The organism is Bacteroidota bacterium (assembly GCA_016722375.1).
Classification (GTDB): Bacteria; Bacteroidota; Bacteroidia; order Chitinophagales; family LD1; genus Bog-950.
Window position 1 is genome coordinate 92,213 of record JADKJG010000006.1, and the last position, 22,103, is coordinate 114,315.

Annotated in this window: 20 protein-coding genes; 15 read left to right on the forward strand and 5 right to left on the reverse strand. The window is 42.4% G+C overall.

Going from position 1 to position 22,103, the window contains the following annotated elements:
• Positions 1-244: 244 nt before the first annotated feature.
• From IPP77_09540 to IPP77_09550, 3 genes are all read right to left on the reverse strand, one after another.
• On the reverse strand, positions 245-541 hold the full coding sequence (locus IPP77_09540; protein ID MBL0309896.1) for a hypothetical protein: 297 nt from the start codon (positions 539-541) through the stop codon (positions 245-247).
• Between the two features lie 124 nt (positions 542-665).
• A complete protein-coding gene (locus IPP77_09545) occupies positions 666-2,165 on the reverse strand; it encodes an SUMF1/EgtB/PvdO family nonheme iron enzyme (GenBank protein MBL0309897.1) in 1,500 nt (499 codons plus the stop codon).
• A gap of 127 nt (positions 2,166-2,292) precedes the next feature.
• Positions 2,293-3,330: a PorP/SprF family type IX secretion system membrane protein gene (locus tag IPP77_09550; protein ID MBL0309898.1), complete on the reverse strand. Its 1,038-nt coding sequence runs from the start codon at positions 3,328-3,330 to the stop codon at positions 2,293-2,295.
• 75 nt (positions 3,331-3,405) lie between these two features.
• On the opposite strand from IPP77_09550, the gene IPP77_09555 reads away from it, so the two are divergent.
• The 6 genes from IPP77_09555 (at position 3,406) to IPP77_09580 (ending at position 12,754) form a co-directional block, all read left to right on the forward strand.
• Positions 3,406-4,353, forward strand: a complete 948-nt coding sequence (locus IPP77_09555; GenBank protein MBL0309899.1) for a hypothetical protein — start codon at positions 3,406-3,408, stop codon at positions 4,351-4,353.
• Positions 4,350-7,304: a type IX secretion system sortase PorU gene (gene porU, locus IPP77_09560; protein ID MBL0309900.1), complete on the forward strand. Its 2,955-nt coding sequence runs from the start codon at positions 4,350-4,352 to the stop codon at positions 7,302-7,304. Before IPP77_09555 ends, porU begins: the two co-directional genes overlap by 4 nt.
• Before the next feature lie 68 nt (positions 7,305-7,372).
• On the forward strand, positions 7,373-8,719 hold the full coding sequence (gene porV / locus IPP77_09565; GenBank protein ID MBL0309901.1) for a type IX secretion system outer membrane channel protein PorV: 1,347 nt from the start codon (positions 7,373-7,375) through the stop codon (positions 8,717-8,719).
• 72 nt (positions 8,720-8,791) lie between these two features.
• On the forward strand, positions 8,792-9,199 hold the full coding sequence (locus IPP77_09570; GenBank protein ID MBL0309902.1) for a TonB family protein: 408 nt from the start codon (positions 8,792-8,794) through the stop codon (positions 9,197-9,199).
• A gap of 1,235 nt (positions 9,200-10,434) precedes the next feature.
• A complete protein-coding gene (locus IPP77_09575; GenBank protein MBL0309903.1) occupies positions 10,435-11,700 on the forward strand; it encodes a PAS domain S-box protein in 1,266 nt (421 codons plus the stop codon).
• Positions 11,693-12,754 carry a response regulator gene (locus IPP77_09580; protein MBL0309904.1) on the forward strand — a complete coding sequence of 354 codons (1,062 nt, stop codon included), beginning with the start codon at positions 11,693-11,695 and terminating at the stop codon, positions 12,752-12,754. The genes IPP77_09575 and IPP77_09580 overlap by 8 nt, the downstream gene beginning before the upstream one ends.
• A 76-nt stretch (positions 12,755-12,830) precedes the next feature.
• On the opposite strand, the gene IPP77_09585 is transcribed toward IPP77_09580, so the two are convergent.
• The gene (locus tag IPP77_09585; GenBank protein MBL0309905.1) at positions 12,831-13,403 is read right to left on the reverse strand and encodes a fasciclin domain-containing protein; all 573 of its coding nucleotides are present in this window, start codon (positions 13,401-13,403) and stop codon (positions 12,831-12,833) included.
• Positions 13,404-13,556: 153 nt separating this feature from the next.
• Between IPP77_09585 and IPP77_09590 the strand changes: the two genes are divergently transcribed.
• The 8 genes from IPP77_09590 to IPP77_09625 all read left to right on the forward strand — a co-directional run bounded on the left by IPP77_09590 (position 13,557) and on the right by IPP77_09625 (position 20,724).
• Entirely contained in the window at positions 13,557-14,018 is a 462-nt protein-coding gene (locus tag IPP77_09590) for a hypothetical protein (GenBank protein MBL0309906.1), read from the forward strand.
• Positions 14,019-14,371: 353 nt separating this feature from the next.
• Positions 14,372-14,878: a cytochrome c gene (locus tag IPP77_09595; protein ID MBL0309907.1), complete on the forward strand. Its 507-nt coding sequence runs from the start codon at positions 14,372-14,374 to the stop codon at positions 14,876-14,878.
• Between the two features lie 32 nt (positions 14,879-14,910).
• Positions 14,911-16,875, forward strand: coding sequence for a Sec-dependent nitrous-oxide reductase (gene nosZ, locus IPP77_09600; protein MBL0309908.1), 1,965 nt, complete (start codon positions 14,911-14,913; stop codon positions 16,873-16,875).
• 129 nt (positions 16,876-17,004) lie between these two features.
• Entirely contained in the window at positions 17,005-17,577 is a 573-nt protein-coding gene (locus IPP77_09605) for a hypothetical protein (protein MBL0309909.1), read from the forward strand.
• A 110-nt stretch (positions 17,578-17,687) separates the two neighbouring features.
• Positions 17,688-18,002, forward strand: coding sequence for a nitrous oxide reductase accessory protein NosL (locus IPP77_09610; GenBank protein MBL0309910.1), 315 nt, complete (start codon positions 17,688-17,690; stop codon positions 18,000-18,002).
• 10 nt (positions 18,003-18,012) lie between these two features.
• The gene (locus IPP77_09615) at positions 18,013-19,251 is read left to right on the forward strand and encodes a nitrous oxide reductase family maturation protein NosD (GenBank protein ID MBL0309911.1); all 1,239 of its coding nucleotides are present in this window, start codon (positions 18,013-18,015) and stop codon (positions 19,249-19,251) included.
• Positions 19,248-19,964 (forward strand): ABC transporter ATP-binding protein, encoded by a 717-nt coding sequence (locus tag IPP77_09620; GenBank protein MBL0309912.1) that lies wholly within the window; start codon positions 19,248-19,250, stop codon positions 19,962-19,964. Before IPP77_09615 ends, IPP77_09620 begins: the two co-directional genes overlap by 4 nt.
• A complete protein-coding gene (locus IPP77_09625; protein ID MBL0309913.1) occupies positions 19,957-20,724 on the forward strand; it encodes an ABC transporter permease subunit in 768 nt (255 codons plus the stop codon). The genes IPP77_09620 and IPP77_09625 overlap by 8 nt, the downstream gene beginning before the upstream one ends.
• 304 nt (positions 20,725-21,028) lie before the next feature.
• On the opposite strand, the gene IPP77_09630 is transcribed toward IPP77_09625, so the two are convergent.
• Positions 21,029-21,364 (reverse strand): hypothetical protein, encoded by a 336-nt coding sequence (locus IPP77_09630; GenBank protein MBL0309914.1) that lies wholly within the window; start codon positions 21,362-21,364, stop codon positions 21,029-21,031.
• A 114-nt stretch (positions 21,365-21,478) separates the two neighbouring features.
• On the opposite strand from IPP77_09630, the gene udk reads away from it, so the two are divergent.
• Positions 21,479-22,099 (forward strand): uridine kinase, encoded by a 621-nt coding sequence (gene udk, locus IPP77_09635; GenBank protein ID MBL0309915.1) that lies wholly within the window; start codon positions 21,479-21,481, stop codon positions 22,097-22,099.
• The last annotated feature ends 4 nt before the right edge of the window (positions 22,100-22,103 follow it).

Here is a 22,103-nt window from a genome sequence, read left to right on the forward strand (position 1 = left end):
TTAAAGGAAAAACCAAAATCACTTGTCACATCTCATCTATGCTATCCGGGTATCTGTCCATAATTGTTGAGTAAAAGTACGATTCTGTTAATGATTGCCAAAACATTTGTGTGTTATAACTCGCATATCTTCAAATTTAATCTCATAATATTGTGATTTTAAACCTCTGAATCATGCGCATCTAAATATAGCGAAAAAATCGTCTTTTCATCAAAATTTTGCGTTTATCTATGAATTAACAATTTTATAGTCTGTTTTCCCAAATATCTAGACTCATTCTGTCACAGAATGAGGGAAGTTTGTCACAGAATGAAGTCCGTAGAATGAGGAAGTCCGTGGCAGAATGAGGGAAGTCCGCGACAGAATGAGGGAAGTCCGTGACGGAATGAGGTAAGTCTGTGACGGAATGAGGTAAGTCCGCCGCAGAAATAGGGAAGTCTGTCGCAGAAATAGGGAAGTCAGCGACGGAAACAGCTATTTCTGTGATAAGAATAGGTAAGTCTGTGACAGGAATACCCAAAACCGCTGCAAAAACAGGCAAGATTATTGATAGAATCAGGAGGGCTGTTGTAAAAATAGGGAAGGATGTGGTAAGGGCTGCAAGGAACACAAAAAAACCCTCGGATAAAATCCGAGGGTTTTGTAATAGTATTTTGCTAAAGGGGCTATCCCTTCATCTTTCTTTTACCTTTCTCTTTAGGGAAGTTATTACCTCCTTTACCTCCCTTCTGAGAATTACCGGAAGGAGAACCTACGCGATCCATCGCGCAGCGGAAACCAAGGTCATCTGTACCCTGCTCCTGAGCTAAGTAGCGACGGGTTCCCGGTGAAAGGAAATAAGCGCGGTCTTTCCAACTTCCGCCTTTATAAACGTGAGCATCATTATCAATCAATGAAGAAAATCCGAACTTGTAATCTACGTTGGATATTTCATCGCCGTCCAGATAATTTCTTGCCTCCCCTTTTTTGTAGTTTCTGCGATTAGCGCTTTCCTCGTCGGTCACTACACGATATTGCAATCTTCCCAAGCTGTCTTTGTCAACCGGGTTGCCGTCAGCGTCTAACACTTTAGTTTTGAATTCATTACCCCGGAAGGTGCGGAAATCATCTCCATCAGCAGAGGTCATAGGGCGATACACATCCATTACCCACTCGTTTACGTTGCCTGCCATGTTATATAAACCAAAGTCATTTGGCATGTAGGACTTAACCGGTGCGGTGATGTCAGCGTTGTCATTTAGCTTGCCGGCTATACCCATATTATCTCCACGACCTCTTTTGAAGTTGGCAAGAAATTCACCCTGCCACATCCCTGTTTTAGGATAGCGGGTTGAAGTTCCATTCCAAGGATAAATCTTTCGGTCGGTGATTCTTTCTTCTGAGCTAGCAGGCTGATTGCCTACCAAAGCCAAGGCAGCATATTCCCACTCAGCTTCTGTCGGTAAACGATATTTTGGAAGCATCATACCGTCTTCCATTCTTACGTGGCGGGTACCAGAACCATTTGGATCCAAATCCTTCACCGGTCTCTTGCCGGCTGAACCTTCATATTGCCCTACCATATATGACTCGGTATTGAAATTGTCAGAACCAACCTGAGAAGGGTTTTCTGCCAATACTCCCTTATCAATCAGGATCCTTTCGTTCACGCGGTCAGAGCGCCAAGTGGCGAAATCATTTGCCTGAAGCCAGTTTACACCAACAACGGGATAGTAGTTATACGCAGGATGGCGGAAATAATATTCTACATAAGGCTCGTTGTAGGCCAATTCATCTCTCCATACCAAAGTATCAGGCAGCGCCTTTTTCACGACATCCGGAAAATCATTTCCGAAAACGCGAACCATCCAGTAAAGATATTCACGGTAATGCACGTTGGCAATTTCCGTTTCATCCATATAATAAGAACTAACAGTTACCCGACGAGCTACGTTATGATATTCGTACATCACATCCTGTTCGGTATTTCCCATTACAAAGGTTCCCCCTTGTACATAGACCAAACCGGGACCGGTCTCCTGTCCTTTGTAATCTACTACCTCAAATCCACCGTTCTTGGAATCGTTATAATTCCAACCGGTGATGGATGATTTCTCTTTCTTGCACGAAGAGGCTCCGATCATCAATGACAGAGCTAACAGTAAATGCAAATGGCGAAACTTCATGGTTTTTCTATTTGGTTTTTGAAGGTTTTTCTATTCTAAAAGGTTGCTAAAGTAAAGTTTTCAGTTTAAGTCCCAAAAATCTGCTTTTTATTTTGTGTTTTGTTTTTTAACAGTTGAAATGACGTGTCTAAAAGTTTAGAATAGATGGACACGGCACAAAGGCTTTGTTCTTCTTCGGATTGATGGAATTATCATCCCCTGTCCAATTAAACGTAAAAGACAGCTCATGGGTTCCACCGGAACGACCCATCAGTCGAGAAATAGTATAATCATAGCTATATCCAATTCTGAATTTTCCTTTTTTGAAACCTAAATATCCTATCACAGCATCTGAATTTTTAAAAGCATTTCTATATCCTAATCCAAAGTACACGAAACTAATACCAGTCAGGAAAGTTCCTTGGGTTTGAAAGGATTTTCCCTGATTCACGAATAGAACGTTGGGTGATACCCAAATATTGTATCGCAGGTCTTTTTTATGCCGAATAGGTAGGTTGGCTCCAAAGTGAACATTAAAGTTCATCGGAGTCATTACATCATCGGCTTCATAAAAGGACTGGCGGTGCATTAATAGATTATTTACGGAAAAGCCGAGATAAAGTTTCTCTGTAAAAAATAGTACGCCTGCTCCCAGGTCACCTTTATCAGTGGCTAATTTATCCGGAGGAGGCTCAGAAGTAGGGTTGGGAACGTTTACATTGTTGAAGAATCCACTCAATGGATCAATCATATCGCTCCATAATAATTTGTCCCAACGAAGCGTTGTATGAATATAGCTTCCCTGAACACCAATTTTCAGCGCCATCTTTTTGTTGAGCTTGATTTGTTGGGCATAAATAATGCTGGCCTTGTAACTGCCATACATATTATTGCCCACCAAATCACCGGTGAACTGAACTCCAATCCCCGCATGAAGGGGTGATATGTGCATGTCAAATCCGGCCATGTAGGTAGTGAAACCACCATTGAATCCGTTGCCCAAGCCCGACCACTGATTGCGATAATTGAGTGTAGCTCGTGGCCCATAAGAAACGCCTGCCAAGGCAGGATTTAGCTGCAAGGGGGCGGAGAAATATTGGGACATTACGACGTCCTGTGCTGATAAATTTCTACCTGTCGTGAAAAGCAGGGTTATAAAAGCAATATATTTGAGCTTGTTTCGCAAAATATTTTTTCAGTTCATGAAATATAACTCCAAAAGTTGCGTTTTATTGCGCGCTTTAGTTAAGCGTCAAAAATAATGATGGAATCCATATACCCTATTTTTAAAGACAGAACCAAATCATTACTCAGTATGATTCTGTTTTTAATCGGCACGTTGCTTTTGGGAAAAGTGAATGCTCAAGTTTTAGAAAGAAAGATAGAATGGTCCGAATCTTCTAAAAGTTTCAGGACCTTAGATGAAAAAAATATCGTTCAGCCTACTTTTACGGACGCAACCCATCTGGAGGAGTTTGGTTTATTGCCTGTATATGCAGAAATGATTCCCATGTCGGCTTACGGCACCGTTTCGGCGCAGTTATTAAACCCGGTTTATGCCCCGGCTGGTTCTTTGGACAAAGAAAGCCTGACATTCATCAAAGATTCGATAGCGGTGAAAGCAGATTGGTCTTATCATCAAAAGGTTTCGAGTGTTTATCTCTCTCTCCTGCCCTTCAGAAAAAATCCGCTGACGGGAACTATTGAAAAATTGGTGTCATTCAATCTTCAGATCAACGTAAAAGCTAAGCCCGAAAAACGCTCTACTCGTTCCTATGCCGCCAATTCGGTATTGGCTTCGGGTAACTGGTATAAAGTTTCTGTGATGACAGAAGGCATATACAAAATTGACTATGACTTTATTCGAACAAAACTGAACATAGACCCCTCCTCTTTCAATCTGAATACTTTGGCTGTATTCGGAAATGGCGGGGGCATGGTACCCGATTATAATTCGGTGGACCGCCCCGATGATTTGATCGAGAACTCCACGATGGTAGTGGACAACAACGGAAACAACAAGTTCGATGCAGATGATTATCTGCTCTTCTTTGGCCAGATACCTGATTCATGGACGTGGAACGCTGCTACTCAACTATTCGAGCACAAGAAAAATCTATACTCCACTCAGACCTTTTATTTTCTGACTACCGATGCCGGTACCGGAAAACGAGTGACTCCATCCAGCACGGAGGAAGCGCGAATTTGACGATTACCGATTTTAACGAAAGAGCATTTCATGAAAGTGAGGAGTTTAACCTGTTGCAAAGCGGTAAGACCTGGCTGGGAGATAAGATGACTAACTTTTCAAATCAGAAGACGTTTTCGTTTACATTTCCCAACCTCATCACCACGGTTCCTGTTAAACTTACAACGGCATTGGCGGCTAATAGCATCAATGGTAGTACAACGATTGCCAATATCAATGGTCAAACCCCACCAATCACTTCTCAGTTTGTGGCAGGCATTAGTCCGGGAACCTACGTGCCTGTTTATAATCGCTCTACCATCACCGGGAGTCAATTCATCAATTCCTCGCAGATAAATGTCACTTATACTTTCAGTGCCCCATCTGATCCATCAGGAAGCGCGGCCGCCTACCTCGACTTTTTTGAATTGAATCTTAGCCGCTCACTTTCTCTGTCGGGTGATGCGATGACTTTCAGAAATGTAGCTTCGGTTGGCTCTGGCAATATTTCTAATTTCATTTTAAGTAATGCAAGTTCGTCCACGAAGGTTTGGGATATTACCGACATTGGAAATATAGTAGAAATGACCGGCAGCCTAAACGGCTCACAGTTTTCATTTACCACCCCTACCGAAACGTTGAAAGAATTTGTTTCGTTAAACAGCACCTCAAGTTTTGCCAATCCCACCTATGTTTCAAAAGTGGAGAATCAAAACCTTCATGCGATCGGCGAACCGGATATGATAATTGTAACCCATGATGATTTCTTTGCCGCCTCCAACGACCTAGCCGAATATCATCGCACCACGGACCACATCACTGTAGACGTGGTTAAAACCAGCCAGATATATAATGAGTTTGGAAGTGGCAAACCCGATATTTCTGCTATACGCGACTTTGTAAAAATGCCTTATGACCGCGCTGGCGGAGACACCTCTTTAATGCCTCGCTATTTATTGCTCATGGGCGATGGATCCTATGACCCGCAGAACCGTATCGCGAGCAAAACAAACTTTGTGCCTACCTATCAAAGTGATGACTCAAATAACCCAACGGCTACATATACCTCTGATGATTTTTATGGATTATTAGACGACAATGAAGGAGGTAATATCACCAATGCTGCCCAGAAATTGGATATTGGAATCGGGCGAATCCCTGTAGAAACAGCAACGGAAGCGCAAGATGTGGTCAACAAAATCAAAGGGTATAAGACCATCAAACTCTGCGCCGGATGTGCCCAGGTAGCGAGTAACAATACTTGGAGAAACAACATCACCTTCATTGCTGATGATGAAGACAATGATCTACACTTGGATGCTTCCGAGGCTTTGGCAGAAGCTACCCGCGCAAAATACCCATCCTACAATTATGACAAAATATATCTCGATGCCTTTAAGCAAGTGCCGACTCCAGCCGGAGACCGCTATCCGGACGTGAATACCGCCATTATCAACCGGGTGAATACCGGGGCGCTGATTATTAATTGGGTGGGGCACGGCGGTCCAACTAATTGGGCACATGAGCGTATCTTCAATATGAGCGATATCGTCAACTTCCAAAACGCCACCAAACTTCCTCTATTCATCACAGCTACTTGTGATTTCAGTGCCTTCGACTTGGCAGAGCGCACAGCCGGTGAGTGGTTGATTGTCAATGGCAAAGGAGGCGCTATTGGTTCGATCACTACGGTGCGCTTGGTCTATTCTAATGCGAACCAAGCATTGAACGATGTGGTTTTTAAGTATCTCTTTCAGGATTTCATGGATCGTAAGCCTACGCTGGGTGAGGTGACCATGCTTTCTAAGAATAATGTGCTGACAGATATTTCAAACACGCGGAAATTTACCTTGCTTGGTGATCCGGCGTTAACACTAAACTATCCTCGGTATAATGTAGTCACTACCATGGTGAATGAAAAGCCGGTTGTTTTGCCCCAAGACAGCTTTAAAGCCCTTGCCCGCATGACCGTTTCGGGCGAAATCAGAGATGATAATAATGTCAAAATGACTTCCTTCAATGGAACTATATATCCTTGGGTGTATGATAAAATAAACGTTACCCCAACCTTGAGCAATGATGGAGGAAGCCCTGTGCGAAACATTAAAATGTACAAGAGTCTGCTTTTCAAAGGCAAGGCGAGCGTGACCAATGGCGAATTCAGTTTTACCTTTATCGTTCCCAAAGACATTAACTATCAGTATGGGTATGGACGAATCAGCTACTATGCCGATAATGGAGATAATATAGATGCACACGGATTTAACCAAACCATTACCATTGGCGGGTCGGCAGATTCAGTTGCGATGGATAATCTGGGTCCGCGCATGAATGTTTATATGAACGACGAAAAATTTGTTTTTGGAGGAACTACCAATGCTAATCCTCTCTTGCTTGTAAAGTTTGATGATGAAAGTGGGATCAATACGGTAGGCAACGGCGTAGGCCATGACCTGACAGCCGTTCTGGATGACAACGAACAAAACAAACTGACACTGAATGATTATTACGAAAGCGAACTGGATAATTTCCAAAAAGGAGCAGTGAGGTATCCGCTCACTAAATTAAAGGACGGAAGACATACGCTAAAAGTCAAAGCTTGGGACATTAACAACAACTCATCTGATGAATATACTGAGTTTATTGTAACCTCTGATGCCAAAATTGCGTTAACTCATGTATTTAACTATCCAAACCCATTCACCACGAGAACACAATTTATGTTTGAGCACAATAGACCTTGTGATGTATTAGATGTAAGCGTACAGATTTACACAGTCAGCGGAAAACTGGTAAAATCCATTGTACAACAGGTGCAATCTGTTGGCTATAGAGTAGATAATATTGAGTGGAATGGTCTGGATGATTATGGCGACCCGATTGGTAAAGGAGTGTATGTTTATAAGGTCAACGTGCGCGACTCAGGAGGCAGTAGCGCCCACAAGTTTGAAAAGTTGGTAGTTTTAAGATAATTTTGGCAAAATTTTAAGCATAAAGAACCTAGATATTGCAACAACTTTACCTAACCAATTATTAATCAATGAATTTACTGTTGCGTTCTAAAATGCTGTTTGCCTCTACGGTGCTGTTTGTGTTCTTTACATCAGCTTCCAAGGCTCAAACCGTGAATACCGGTGCGGGGAAAATCAATACGGTAACAACAGCCGTTCCTTTTCTACGCATCGTTCCCGATGCCCGCGCCGGAGGAATGGGGGATGTGGGAATAGCTTCGCCTACCGATGCAAACGGCTTATATCTCAATCCGGCTAAGATGGCTTTCATTGATAAAGATTTTGGTTTTGCCGTAACGTTCAGCCCTTGGCTCAAGGCATTGGTCAACGATATTTATCTGGTGAATATCAATGGTTATTACAAGGTGAAAAAAATGCAAACCATTGCATTGTCGGTGCGCTATTTCTCTTTGGGCAACATTACTTTTACAGACGTGAACGGTCAGGAAACCGGACAGTTTCGCCCGAATGAATTTGCCATTGATGGACATTATGCGCGCGTATTGGGCAAGTATTTTTCTATTGCGGCTTCTCTTCGTTTTATCTACTCCAACCTGGCCGGTGGGCAGGGGGGACAAGTTAAGGCGGGAATCGCCGGTTCGGGAGATATTTCCTGGTATTTCAAGAAGAGGTATAACGAGAATAAGGAAAACAAATTTGTCCATGAATTTGCTGCCGGCATGAATATTTCAAATATCGGTAGTAAAATAACGTATAACCCAACTAATAAAGGGCAGCGGGATTACATTCCCACCAATCTTGGTCTTGGTTTTGGATATACGCTCGACGTTGACAAACACAGTACTGTTGGTGCCTACGTAGATTTCAATAAATTGTTGGTTCCATCGCCTGATACAGTTGATAATAACAATAACGCTATTTATGACTTTCGTGAAAAATCGCCCATCACCGGCATGTTTACTTCATTTGGAGATGCCCCCGGTGGCTTCAAGGAAGAGATGAGAGAAATTACTATCGGCGCCGGTGTGGAGTATATGTATAACAAACAGTTCGGCGCTCGTTTCGGATATTTTTATGAGCCTTCTACCAAAGGAAATCGCCAGTTTCTTACCGCTGGTTTGACGGTGAAGTACAGTGTGGTTGGTTTAAATTTCTCTTACCTCATCCCTACCACCATTCAGCGAAATCCATTGGATAACACGTTGCGATTCAGCCTCCTGTTCGACTTTGCAAAGGGGGGTAAGAAAGCCGGTCAGAACAACACCGGAGTCTCGCTGGTAGATGACGGGCCAAAGAAGAAATCCAAAAAGGAAAAGGAACTGCAACCCACTGAAAATGTGGTACCGGTGGCTCCCGTAACTCCGGAAGTTCCTTTGGAATCAGTTCCGCCGCTACCCAAGAAAGACAACGAATAGAAATTTGTTCTCTATCATATTTTAAAAGCCATCGTTTCCCGGTGGCTTTTTTTATTTTTAGATGATGAAATCATGAAAAAAGAAAAGAAACCCTTTCACTCAATTCGCAAGCCCGGATTCATTGGTGGCAAAAAAGCCTTTCAAGATTTCTTATCCGAAAACTTGGTCTATCCGCAAGCAGCTATCGAACAGAAAGTTGAAGGCATCGCCCATGTGAAGTGTGAAGTAGATGACCGAGGGAAAGTGCTGAAAGCAGAATCCACTCATCGTTTAGGTCATGGATTAGATGAAGAAGCGGAACGATTGTGTTTGCTCATGCGTTTTGAAGACACCACCGAAAGAGGTATGAAAATCAAGCATACACAAACCATGAAAATCCCTTTCGTATTACCCAAACAAACCGGTATCAGTATTCAATATGAAACCACGCCAAGCGAAAAGAAACAAGGCGAAAGTTATCACTACACCATCAAGTTTTAACCGCGCGGGGGCAGCGCACACCCCCTTCCACCTCTAATAGCATCACCTTATACCGATAAATAAGCTGATTCTTTAAAGGCTAACTATATTTAGTCTCCTTTATCAAAGCTTTATAATTATTTCCTGATTAAAACATTTTCTTTGAAAAAAAAAAAAAAAAAATATGACTAATAGTTAGCCGTCAGGCATATAATTAAACAAACCCGTATTTTCCTATGAAGTCTAATAACTTATTTTGCTAGCCATCATCATAAAACAAAAAGGGCACCATTATTGAAGCCAAAAGGAGGAGCGATGCAAGCTCAATTTTTTCGGGTAAGCGAAACTTTTAGGGTCCGGGGGGGGGGAGTTGGCGGTGATTGAGGGTTTGCGCGAAACGTTTGACGCGACGGCGACGGACGAGGAGTTCTGGGCGTTGCGAACCGGAACGCGGGGCGGAGTTTGCGGCTCCGAAGATGGCGAGGACAGCGGCCTTGGGAGGACAGTTTGAGTCAGCAGGATGTATATTTGGGCAGCACTTGGCGAGGCCGATTTGGCAGGCGATGGTTTGACGGGGGCTATTGTGGATGATCTGAATTTGAAAATGATTCGCTGGATGATTTAATTGATGCAGATTGACGCGGTGAAGAATCGCGACATCGCGGGTGACCGGATCAAGAATGGTTAGACACGGCGGTGGTGAAGCTGGCGGAGTATGGGAAAAGTATGGCTGAATGTGAACGAGGCGAAGAAATGATATGTGTTGAACGAGTCGAACAAGAATGCGGTGGAGGGCCGGGGGGGGGGGGGTGAATTGAGCGCGACGGACCCGGGGGGGGGGGGAATTGCGGGGGGGGGTCCGGGGCCGGCCGCGCGCAATTTTTTCCGGCAGGGCCGGGGGGGGGGGGGGGGGGGGGGGGGGTTTGCCGGTCCGGTCGGGGGGGGGGGGGGGGGGGCTAAGGTCTACGCAAACGGACGGGGGCAGGCTACTGTGTGTGGGGACGCGTGAAACGAATACTAAGGTGTCAGGATTGGAAACACAAAAAGGCGGGGGGGGACGTTCCAATTTTTAATGGATGAACTAAACAGGGCAAAGTCCACGAGCGAGCCTGTGCTGAAAGTTCCTGCTTCTCAAAAATAGCTGGCCAGCCTTATCTAAAACCCAGCCGTTCTGGATACCGGATTGCGCCATAAATCTACAAGCCGGTCATATCAGGTTACGGCAGTCTCCCTTTGAAATGATAGGGGGATGCACTATGTTTGACACTGCGATGAACAAGAGTTTTGATAATAATGTGATGATGGCATCGCTGTTCGAAAATGCTACCGAAGGCATTGTGCTGTCTAATAGCAAGGGTGAGATTGTTTTGGTCAATCCCGCAGCCGAAAAGATGTTTGATTATACCAAGTATGAGATGATTGGTAAGCAGATTGAGCTATTAATACCTATTGAGTTTCATAAAAGCCATCAACAACACCAGAAAGCCTATCACCATCAGCCCGTGAACAAAACGATGGGTTCGGGTAGGGAATTATTTGCTCGAAGGAAGGATTCAACCATCTTTCCGGTGGAGGTGAGCCTTAGCCATTATACGATGAATGGAGTAGTGTATGTCATTGCATTTGTCATTGACATCACGATTCGTAAAGACAATGAAGAAATCCAGAAGCAGCAGCAGGAAGAATTGATAAAGGTGAGTAGCGAGGTTAAAAAATTAAATGCGGAGTTGGAACAAAAAATTCAGGGTCGCACCATGATGCTTCGTGAAACCTTGACCCAATTAGAAAAGTCGAAAGTAGAATTGGAACGCTCGTTGGAAAGGGAAAAGGAATTAAATGATTTGAAGACGCGATTTGTCTCTACGGTTTCGCACGAATTCAGAACTCCTTTGGCAGCGGTTCTTTCTTCGGCTTCGTTGCTATCCAAATATAAGAAGGAAGAAGATCAGCCTAATCGAGAACGACATGTGCAGCGAATAAAAGAAGGGGTACAACATCTAAACCTTATGCTGGAAGATTTGTTGTCTTTAGGAAAGATTGAAGAAGGGCAGATTGAAGCTAAATATGAATGGTTTTCTATTGAGTTGTTTATGAAAGAATTTATAGCTGAAATGAAAGACCTTTTGCAATTGGGTCAGCAAATAAAATTTAAACATACCGGAGAGGAGAAGATCTTTTCAGACAAGCGCATGCTGAAAAATGTATTGATAAATATGGTTTCTAATGCGAGTAAGTTTTCGCCGGAAAATTCGGACATCGAGATATCCGGTAAGAAGAGCCCACTAAAAATGGTCTTGCAAATTAAAGACCAAGGCATTGGTATCTCTAAAGAAGATCAAACACACCTCTTTGAAAGATTTTTTAGAGCCAAAAACGCGGAGAATATTCAAGGTACCGGATTGGGACTGCATATTGTGAGTAAATATCTCGAATTACTGAACGGAGAAATAAGTTTACAAAGTGAGGTAAATTCGGGTACTATTTTTACTATTACCTTACCATCAAAAAAAGTCTATGAGTAAAAAGATTGTATTAATTGAGGATAATAAAGCTGTTCGGGAGAATATTGCTGAAATTCTGGAACTGGCTGAATATAAGGTGCTGGCCTCGCCCAATGGGAAGAAAGGAGTGGACCTCATTTTAAAGGAAAGCCCTGACTTGATTATTTGTGACATTATGATGCCTGAACTGGATGGTTACGGGGTGTTGCACATGCTGAATAAAAACCCAAAAACATCGTCTATCCCCTTTATATTTTTGACGGCCAAGGCAGAAAGAACAGACTTTCGCAAAGGGATGGAAATGGGTGCGGATGATTACATCACGAAACCTTTTGATGACATCGAACTGCTGAATGCGATAGAAGTTCGATTGAAGAAAGCAGAACTGATGAAAACCGAATTTGCTTCCAATGTGGATGGCATCAATGGTTTTCTTGAGCAGACACGCACCAACGGTTTTGCAGATTTAACGAAAGGCGATCGAGAAATTCGGACATTCAAGAAGAAGCAGATGGTCTATACACATGGCCATCGTCCTTCGTATTTATTTTTTATGGTAAAAGGAATCGTCAAATCATTTCGTATGAATGAGGATGGCAAAGAGCTTATTACTTCCCTATACAAGGCAGGAGATTTTATGGGTTATACAGCTTTGTTGGAAGAGTCTGCTTATGCCGATAATGCCGAGGCTATGGAGGACAGTGAAGTCATGCTCATCCCACAAGTTGACTTTCACATCTTGTTAAACAGCGATGCACAAGTAGCGAAACGCTTTATAAAGTTATTGTCTCACAATCTAATTGATCGCGAGGATGCCTTGCTAAATCTTGCTTATAACTCGCTGCGCAAACGAGTAGCAACTGCTTTGCTACATGTTTATGATAAGTTCAAAAAAACACCCGGAGACAAACCAAAACTAGAGGTTCCTCGAGAGGATTTAGCACAAGTGGTAGGAACAGCGACCGAGAGTTTGATTCGGACGCTCAGTGATTTTAAGAGTGAGAAGTTGATTGAGATTTCGGATGGCAAAATAAAAGTGCTTGATGAAAGTCGGTTAAAAAATCTACTGAATTAACCTGCTTCTTATCTGGCTGGCAGCATAAGATTTCTTTCACCAAGCACCTTTAGTATTAAAGGAAAGGCGTCTTATTTTATTTTTTTGCTTTTGCCGGTGGCAGTAAAACGGCATCTATCACGTGAACGATTCCATTAGCTGCAGGTATAGAAGCTAAGATTTTTGCACCATTTACGGTGTAAACTCCGTCCTTCACTCCAATAGTAACGTTATCGAGATTTGCCTGATTCAGCACTTGACCGTCCTTCATGTTTTCGGTTTTGATACCGCCTACAAAAACATGGTATTCCAGAATATTCCGTAAATCCTTTTTTGCTTCTGGTTTAAGAAGTCCTTCTAAAGTTCCAGCCGGTAGTTTGTCAAAGGCCTCATTGGTTGGTGCAAAAACCGTGAAAGGTCCGGCATTGGAGAGAACATCCACATACTCTGCGGCTTTCAATGCGGCAACCAAGGTAGTGTGATCCTTTGATCCTACTGCGATTTTGACCACATCAGGTTCTGATTGATCATCCTGCACGGAACTTTGTCCGCCTCCTGCGGCTTCTGCACTCTCTGAAGAAGCGGCAGGCTGCTCGGTGCTTGCCGTGTTGCATGAATTAAAACTGAATAGGGCGATGATTAAGGCGAAGATTGAGATTGTTTTTTTCATAAAGTCTTTTTTGGTTATGGTTTAATTGGAAACAAATGTAATCGCTTATTAAGACGAACCAAATGACAAAACTCAGAAAAGAGCATTTGGTTTATCATATACTACTTAATAGGGTAGGTTAATTATCATTGCGCCCTAAAACAATTAATAATTATGTCAAAACTTGTAGGGATATTTTGGTTTCTCGGTGTTGTTTTCTTGTTGGGGTCATGTAATGATAGCCACGAAAATTCTTTTGGAAAAGCAGTGGATGATGAAACCTATTTTCAATCAAAAAATGAAGCAGGAAAATGGACCACTGATCAAGCTACAGCTCAAGAACTGAAAAGTATGGGCAATACGATTGAAAACTTTACCTTGCTAAATCAAGAGAAATATGAAAGCCTGATGGCTTATCAGGAATTCGGCGAGTTATTATTGAGACACGCAGATCGGGTGACAGAGCATTGCCGATTAGATGAAAACTCGAAGAATCTACTCTGTATAAATCTAAATAGAATCAGGGAACAAGCAAATATTTTGAAGGGTACCGATGTGGCAAAAAGTAAAGAAGCTCTGAACCATATTAATGAAGTGTTTTCCCAAGTGGATTCAACATTTAATTACGACAATTAATACGCTAAGGAATTAATTGAGATAAATAAAACCTCAGCCGCATGGCTTGCTGATAAGGGTTGTACTGTAGAAGTTTTCCAATAGGGCATATATATAGTAGGTCGGTAGTAACGGGAGGCCCAACAATTAGATTTTCGGGAAGGTATCGTTATGTAAAATAAAATATAACGCCGTTTGTATTCTGTAACCTGACTTGAACTTATATATTTGCGCCTCGGTTATAACTTCATGCGTAAAAAAAGACCAAATAATCTTTTGATTGACATTAATCATATCACGCTTTGATGGTACTCATAACCGTTCTTTAGAGCATTGCTCAGTTTTGCATCGTTAAAATCAAAAAAACAAAAAGTATGAAAAAATCAATCAATTATCTCGGCGGAAAAACATTTCTAACCATTCTCGTAGCTTCCATATTTCTTGCATCTCAGGGTTGTGGAGGAGGAGCTACTGAAGAATCTAAAACGACTTCTGAAAGTGCGGCGCCAGCGCAGCCCAAAGACGATGGACAGGGAGTTGGGAAATTCAAGGATATTACCCTGACAACCATAGATACAAAGTTAGCAGAGCAAGGTAAGGCTGTTTTTGAAGCCAAATGTGTAGCCTGCCACAGAGTAACGGATCAAAAGATTGTAGGACCTGGTTTGAAAGGAATAACAAAGATTCGCAGTGCCGCATGGATACTTAATATGATAACCAATCCATTAGAAATGACACAGAAGGATCCGGCAGCGAAGGAGTTATTGGCTGAGCACTTAACTCAAATGACCTTTCAGGACGTGAGTGATGAGCAGGCAAAGGAATTGTTGGAATATCTACGGATGAACGACAGTGAGGGAGCAGAACAAGCTAAAAAATAAGACACATTAGTATAACCATAAAACACAAACAAATGAAACAGTTATCAACTTTTACTATATCTGCTCTAGTGGCGGGGCTCTTTTTATCTGGAGCTATGAGCAGTTGCAAACCGAAAAAAATGGATGCCGCCATATCTGGAGATGCAGCGCAAAAGGTATATGTGGCTCCGGGGAAAAAGGATGAATTATACCTTTTTACATCGGGTGGATTTAGTGGCCAGATGGGGGTATATGGCCTTCCCTCGGGTAGAATGTTGAAACAGGTACCTGTTTTTTCACAAGATGCGGAGTCGGGTTACGGATTTAGCGAAGAGACTAAACCGATGTTGATGACCTCCCACGGATATACGCCATGGGATGATAGCCATCACCCGCAACTTTCTCGTACTAACGGACAAGATGATGGACGCTGGATATTCGTGAATGCCAATAATACTCCGCGTATCGCACGCACGAATTTAAGCACCTTTCATACTGATGAAATTATCGAGTTGCCCAATTGTGGAGGAAACCACGCATCTCCATTCTTAACTCAAAATACAGAGTATGTGGTGGGTGCCTCGAGATTTTCAATCCCTTACGATAAAGATGGAGAAGCTCCTATTGCCGACTACAAAGATAAATTCAAGGGAACCATTTCCTATATTAAAGTAGATTCTGCAACGGGAAGGATGAAACTGAATTTTCAGTTGTTAGTTCCAGGAGTTGACTACGATTTGTCAAGAGCAGGTAAAGCCATTTCACATGGTTGGAATTTTTTCACTTGCTATAATTCAGAGAAAGCGCACACGCTACTTGAAGTAAATGCCAGTCAAAGAGATAAGGACTTTATCCTTGCGGTGAATTGGAAAAAAGCAGAAGAGTATTTGGCTCAGGGCAAGGCACAAAAATGGCCAACAAACTATGCGCACAATGTGTTTGACGAATCTACCCAAACTGCTTCTACGGAAATGATAAAGGAAGTAAATGTGATGGATGTAAAGGACTTGCCTGGTATCTGCTATTTTATCCCTTGTCCGAAATCTCCGCATGGTTGTGATGTAGACCCTACCGGTGAATATATCGCTGCCTCTGGCAAATTAGCTGCCGTGATTCCCGTCTATTCATTTACTAAAATTCAGAAAGCAATTGCTGACAAGGCTTTTGACGGTGATTATGATGGAATTCCAGTTATTAAATATGAAGCTGCCTTGGATGGTGAAGTGGAGAAACCAGGTCTTGGCCCGTTACATACTGAATTTGACGATAAAGGAAATGCCTATACCTCTTTCTTTGTTTCGTCTGAGATTGTAAAGTGGGATGTTAAAACAAAACAGATATTGGATCGGGTACCTACTTACTATTCTATTGGCCACTTGTGTGTTCCAATGGGCGACAATATTAAACCTTATGGAAAGTACGTAATTGCACTGAATAAAATTACCAAAGACCGTTATCTTCCCACTGGTCCTGAACTAACTCAATCAGCTCAGTTGTATGACATCAGCGGAGCAAAAATGCAACTCCTTCTAGACTTCCCGACTATTGGCGAGCCGCACTATGCACAGGCCTGCCCTGCAGATCTTGTTCTTAAGCACCAGATTAAATTCTTTAAATTAGCCGATAACAATCACAAATACGCCACTAAAACCGAGAAAGATGCGAAAGTGGTTCGTGATGGCAAAGATGTCCATGTTTATATGACGGCGATTCGTTCTCACTTTACGCCGGATAACATTGAAGGGGTGAAAGTGGGCGATAACGTCTATTTCCACGTCACGAATTTAGAGCAAGATTGGGATGTGCCGCATGGATTCGCAGTGAAAGGTGCGAACAATGCGGAGATTCTCGTATTGCCCGGACAGACAAAAACGCTCAAGTGGGTTCCGGATCGTGTTGGAGTATCCCCTATGTATTGCACAGACTTCTGCTCCGCTTTGCACCAAGAAATGCAAGGATATGTTCGGGTTTCTCCGGCGGGCTCAAGCACCGCGTTGAAATTCTCTACCGGTGAATAAGGACGATTGATTGATACGGAGGTGCGAGATATCGTGCCTCCACTTTTTACTGTCAAAGATTACTGGTTACTTGGATTTTGTTCATTTGCGCCTAGACGCAGGTGTCTGCTTTTGGTATAAATTTAAGCGATGAAAAAATTAAAAACATATACGCGCGTCATTGTTTTTCTGTGCGCGCTTGCCATGATTCCCGCCAATTTTGTTTCGGTATGGCAAATTATTTTAGAAGCCCCGCAGTATCCGGAAGGATTGAAAATGGAAATCTGGAGTCACAAGATTGCGGGAGATGTAAATAACATCAACGGGCTGAACCACTACATAGGTATGGCTCAAATCAAAGAAGAAAATTTTCCTGAATTTAAAGTGATGCCATACATGATTTGGATCATGGTATTCTTGGCAGCACTCACCGCGCTGGTTGGCAGGCGGTTTCTCTTATGGACCACAGCAAGCTATTTGTTGTTCTGTGGCGCTTGGGGTATTTATGATTTTTGGCGATGGGAATATGAATATGGACATAATCTTAACCCACACGCTGCTATTCGAATCCCTGGGATGGCTTATCAGCCCCCTTTATTTGGCTGGAAGCAACTGTTGAACTTCTTGGCTGGATCATTCCCCGATACCGGCGGTTATCTTATCATCGTTCCTGCGGTGGTAATCGTCGGTCTTTTGGTCATTGAACAATTTCGCAAGAAATGAGGTTTTGCCTTTGTTTATTAGTTGTGATAGCAACGTTTTCCTCGTGTGATACCAATCCGCAACCAATTAATTTTGGAAAGGATTTGTGTGACTTTTGCAAGATGACCATTATGGATAAAAAATTTGGAGCGGAGTTGGTTAATAAGAAGGGGAAGGTGCAAAAGTTTGACTCTGGCGAATGTATGATGAACTATCTGAAAATAGATGCTGCTTATCAGGCCGGTCATTTTCTCATAATCAATTATGAATCTCCCGGCGAATTGCTGAATGCAGAAACGGCTGTTTATCTGCAAGGCGGGCAGGTTAGAAGTCCGATGGGAGGGAAGTTGGCTGCGTTTGCTTCAAAACAAGGCGCTGAAAAGTTTCAGGTCGAGATGCAAGGCGAAATTCTCTCTTGGGAAGAGGTGAAACGTCTTGATTTTTAATTTTGCTTTTATGTTCAGAGTTATTTTAACTGTTTTCTCAGTAGCAGGGTTTTTTGCTTGCAGTTTTGCCGGAGCGATTACGCTCTGTCCGCAATGTGAAATCAAGCAATTAAAAACAGCTTTGGAAATAGCCAAGCCTTATGATACTTTATACATCAAACAAGGAATTTACACATCCATCAATGAAACCATTGAAAAGCCCATTACGATTATCGGCATCAACCGTCCGGTGCTCGATGGAAAGGAAATGGATGAGGTTCTGGTGATCCGTGCTAACCATGTATCCGTTATAGGAATAGATGTCCGAAATTCTAAAAGAGGTAGTATGAAAGATTATGCGGGTATCCGGGTCTTTCAATCTAGCGATGTGAAAATTTTGGATTGCCGATTGGCCAATACTTTTTTTGCTATTTATCTAAGTGACTCTAAGAACGTTACCGTCAGAGGGAACCGTTCTAAGGGTGCCAACTTTGGGCAATCTGATTCAGGCAATGGTGTTCACCTTTGGAAGTGTGACAGCATCACGATTGAAGATAATCATCTTGAAGGCCATCGAGATGGTATTTACTTTGAGTTTGCCAAGCACTGTTTGATCAGAAAAAATTATTGTCGCAATAACTTTAGATACGGGTTGCATTTTATGTTTAGCGACAACGACACCTATGTAGAAAATACTTTTGACAATAACGGAACCGGTGTGGCTGTAATGTACTCTAAAGGCGTTCACATGTTCGGCAATCATTTTATCAATAATTGGGGAGATGCCTCCTATGGCTTGCTTCTAAAGGATATTAGCAACAGCGAAATTCAGGGAAATACTTTTACGAGCAACACTATTGGTGTTTTTACTGAAGGGTCTAATCGCATTCGGTTTGAAAAAAATGATTTTTTGAAGAATGGCTATGCGCTCAAGGTGATGGCCAACTGCCAGCAGGACACTTTTTGGTTTAATAATTTCTCTGGCAATACATTTGATGTAGGCACCAACGGAAACCTCAGCGATAATTTCTTCGGATATAATTATTGGGACAAATATCAGGGTTATGACCTCGACAAAAACAAAATAGGTGATGTGCCTTATCAGCCCATTAGCTTGTTTTCTGTCATTATCGAACAAATGCCTTATGCCGTTATGTTGTTGCGAAGTTTCACGGTCGAGCTATTGGATAGGGCAGAAAAAATGATTCCTTCGCTGGTGCCCGAAACAATCCAAGACAAATCTCCCCTCATGAGTAGAATTCCGAGATGATTGATATAGAAAAAATAGAAAAGAAATTTGGCAAGCTGCACGTTCTGAAAGGGGTAAATGCCCGTTTTGAATCAGGAAATGTCATTTCGGTCATCGGTCCGAACGGATCGGGCAAGACGACGCTGATTAAGTGCATTCTTGGAATGGTAGTGGCCGACCAAGGCAAAATTGTTTTTAACGGGAAGGATATTTTTCATGAGTTCAACTATCGAAATCAAATAGGATACATGCCTCAGATAGGGCGGTATCCTGAAAACATGAAAATTGGGCAGCTATTCTCTATGCTCAAAGACATTCGTCAAAACCATCAGGGAAACCTTGATGAGGAGCTGATTGAAGAATATCGCCTTGCTCCTATGTTTGAAAAACCGATGCGTACCCTTTCAGGAGGTACCACACAGAAAGTAAGTGCCGCACTGGCTTTCCTTTTCAATCCCGCCGTCCTGATTTTAGATGAACCCACCGCCGGGCTGGACCCTTTGGCTTCAGAAATTCTGAAAACTAAAATTAGAAAAGCAAAGGCCGCCGGTAAACTGGTCATCATCACTTCGCATATAATGAGTGAGGTAGAAGAGATGGCCGATAAAATTTTATATCTCTTTGAAGGTCAAGTTCATTTCTATAAAACGATTGCTGAACTCAAGGATGAAACCGGTGAAGAAAAATTGAGTAGAGCTATTGCACAAATCATGAAGAAAAGCGCGCATGTTTAAAATTGCCAAATACGTCATATACGACATCTTGCGAAGCAAGGTGATTCTAGCTTATACTTTCTTCCTGCTAGTCGTTTCTCTGAGTCTTTTTTTGATGGACAGCGATGCTTCAAAAAGTCTCATCAGTTTAATGACGGTGATAATGATTATTGTACCACTCGTCAGCATCATATTCTCTACCACATATTTTTATAATGCTTACGAGTTCATTGAATTGCTGGCGGCTCAGCCTTTGCGACGGAACACGATTCTTCTGGGAGAATATTTTGGTGTCATCATCTCCCTGCTCTTTGCGCTGGCGGTCGGTGTGGGTGTGCCCGTCTGCATCTGGTCTTTTAATTCTACCGGCATGGTTCTTCTTGCTTCCGGTGCGGCGCTTTCGCTTGCGTTCACCTCCATCGCCTTTCTGACCTCTGTCGCCACACGGGATAAATCTAAAGGCATTGGCATCGCTCTTCTACTTTGGTTCTACTTTTCAGTTATTTATGATGGATTGGTACTGGCCATTCTTTTTGTTTTCAATGACTATCCGTTCGAGCGGGCAGTAATAGAACTTACTTCACTCAACCCGATTGACCTGGGGCGAATCATTATTTTGCTCAAATTCGACATCTCTGCACTCATGGGTTTTACTGGTGCGGTTTACAAACAGTTTTTCGGCAGCTACTTTGGCTTCCTCTACTCCGCGGTGATTATGCTGCTCTGGATTACCATTCCTCTTTGGTTCTCCGTCCGAATTTTCAAGAAGAAAAACATCTAGATTTTCATTTCAGAATTAGGTTTGCTCTTGCCATAGACTCTTATTTTCAATTTTAGGGCCCTAATGCGCCAAATAAGGGCCCTAAAATTGAAGATAAGGAACCCTCTTGCACCAGATAAGGACCCTTAGTTCAGAAAGAAGGGCCCTCATTTTCTGGAGAAGGGCCCTTATCTCCGCCAGAAGGGCCCTTCTTTGGTAGAGAAGGGCTCTTATTTGGTAGATAAAGGACACTCATTTGGAAAATAAGGACCCTAAAGCGCGGAGGAAGGGTCCTTATTTTTGGGCTGTTCGCCGTTGTTATGAATTATTTACTTTTCATTTCCCCTTCTAAAGAAATACATTCCTCATAGCATTTAAGCGCTTCCTGATAGGTATCAAAAAAACGGTTTTCAAACGTGGATTCATGATGAGGTTTATTTGGAAGACAAATGTGCGTACTTACTATAAATATCATTCGCTCTCTCTCAGGCATGTTGATGCCGAGATAATGTAATGTAAGATGTCTGGAATTGCTCTTGAATCTTTTTTCATGAGCATATTTTTTAGCGTTTTCTTTCATCCATATTTCATATTCTTTTTCAGAAACCTCCATGAAGGTTTCTTTGGCATCAAGAATGAAAAACTTAGTGGTATCTTTCATAAGCGTAGATTAGTTTACTCCGCACGCGGGTTTAAGTTTCAAATTTAGTACATACTCTCTGAAAACAAAACATAAAGAACCCCTCTTTTCTTATATTTCGCGAAATTTCTCAGCATGTTGATTATCGGTATTGCAGGAGGTTCAGGGTCGGGAAAAACTACGGTGGTGCAGAAAACCTTGAAGTATTTCCCTCTAAATCAAATAGCGGTGGTTCACATGGACTCTTACTACAAGGACAATATTCACCTTACTTTGGAAGAGCGATCTCTGATAAATTTTGACCATCCCGATGCTATCGAATTTGATCTGCTCTATCAACATTTGCAAGAACTAAAAAGCGGAAAGTCCATTGAGGAACCGAAATATGATTTCATTACCAGCACCAGAAAAAAAGAGACCGTTCATATTGATCCCAAACATGTCATTATCGTTGAGGGGATTTTATTGTTTACCGATAAACGACTCCGCGACTTGTGCAATATCAAGGTATATGTAGATGCAGAAGCAGATGACCGGGTGATACGGATTATACAGCGCGACATGGAACAGCGGGGAAGAACAGTGAGTGATGTCCTGGAACGATATGAAGTGGTAAAAAATATGCACTTTCAATTTATTGAACCAACCAAGCGCTTTGCTGATATCATCATTCCGCAAGGAGGGCAAAACCAAGTCGCCATTGAAATGCTGGTGGCCACTATACAAATGAAACTTCAACAAGAAAATAATCTATAACCTC

Bases quoted from the DNA above. Each gene is read 5' to 3' on its own strand.
- IPP77_09545 (MBL0309897.1), bottom strand. From the start codon at position 2,165: ATGAAGTTTCGCCATTTGCATTTACTGTTAGCTCTGTCATTGATGATC.
- IPP77_09555 (MBL0309899.1), top strand. From the start codon at position 3,406: ATGATGGAATCCATATACCCTATTTTTAAAGACAGAACCAAATCATTA.
- porV (MBL0309901.1), top strand. From the start codon at position 7,373: ATGAATTTACTGTTGCGTTCTAAAATGCTGTTTGCCTCTACGGTGCTG.
- IPP77_09570 (MBL0309902.1), top strand. From the start codon at position 8,792: ATGAAAAAAGAAAAGAAACCCTTTCACTCAATTCGCAAGCCCGGATTC.
- IPP77_09575 (MBL0309903.1), top strand. From the start codon at position 10,435: ATGTTTGACACTGCGATGAACAAGAGTTTTGATAATAATGTGATGATG.
- IPP77_09580 (MBL0309904.1), top strand. From the start codon at position 11,693: ATGAGTAAAAAGATTGTATTAATTGAGGATAATAAAGCTGTTCGGGAG.
- IPP77_09585 (MBL0309905.1), bottom strand. From the start codon at position 13,403: ATGAAAAAAACAATCTCAATCTTCGCCTTAATCATCGCCCTATTCAGT.
- IPP77_09590 (MBL0309906.1), top strand. From the start codon at position 13,557: ATGTCAAAACTTGTAGGGATATTTTGGTTTCTCGGTGTTGTTTTCTTG.
- IPP77_09595 (MBL0309907.1), top strand. From the start codon at position 14,372: ATGAAAAAATCAATCAATTATCTCGGCGGAAAAACATTTCTAACCATT.
- nosZ (MBL0309908.1), top strand. From the start codon at position 14,911: ATGAAACAGTTATCAACTTTTACTATATCTGCTCTAGTGGCGGGGCTC.
- IPP77_09605 (MBL0309909.1), top strand. From the start codon at position 17,005: ATGAAAAAATTAAAAACATATACGCGCGTCATTGTTTTTCTGTGCGCG.
- IPP77_09610 (MBL0309910.1), top strand. From the start codon at position 17,688: ATGGATAAAAAATTTGGAGCGGAGTTGGTTAATAAGAAGGGGAAGGTG.
- IPP77_09615 (MBL0309911.1), top strand. From the start codon at position 18,013: ATGTTCAGAGTTATTTTAACTGTTTTCTCAGTAGCAGGGTTTTTTGCT.
- IPP77_09620 (MBL0309912.1), top strand. From the start codon at position 19,248: ATGATTGATATAGAAAAAATAGAAAAGAAATTTGGCAAGCTGCACGTT.
- IPP77_09625 (MBL0309913.1), top strand. From the start codon at position 19,957: ATGTTTAAAATTGCCAAATACGTCATATACGACATCTTGCGAAGCAAG.
- IPP77_09630 (MBL0309914.1), bottom strand. From the start codon at position 21,364: ATGAAAGATACCACTAAGTTTTTCATTCTTGATGCCAAAGAAACCTTC.
- udk (MBL0309915.1), top strand. From the start codon at position 21,479: ATGTTGATTATCGGTATTGCAGGAGGTTCAGGGTCGGGAAAAACTACG.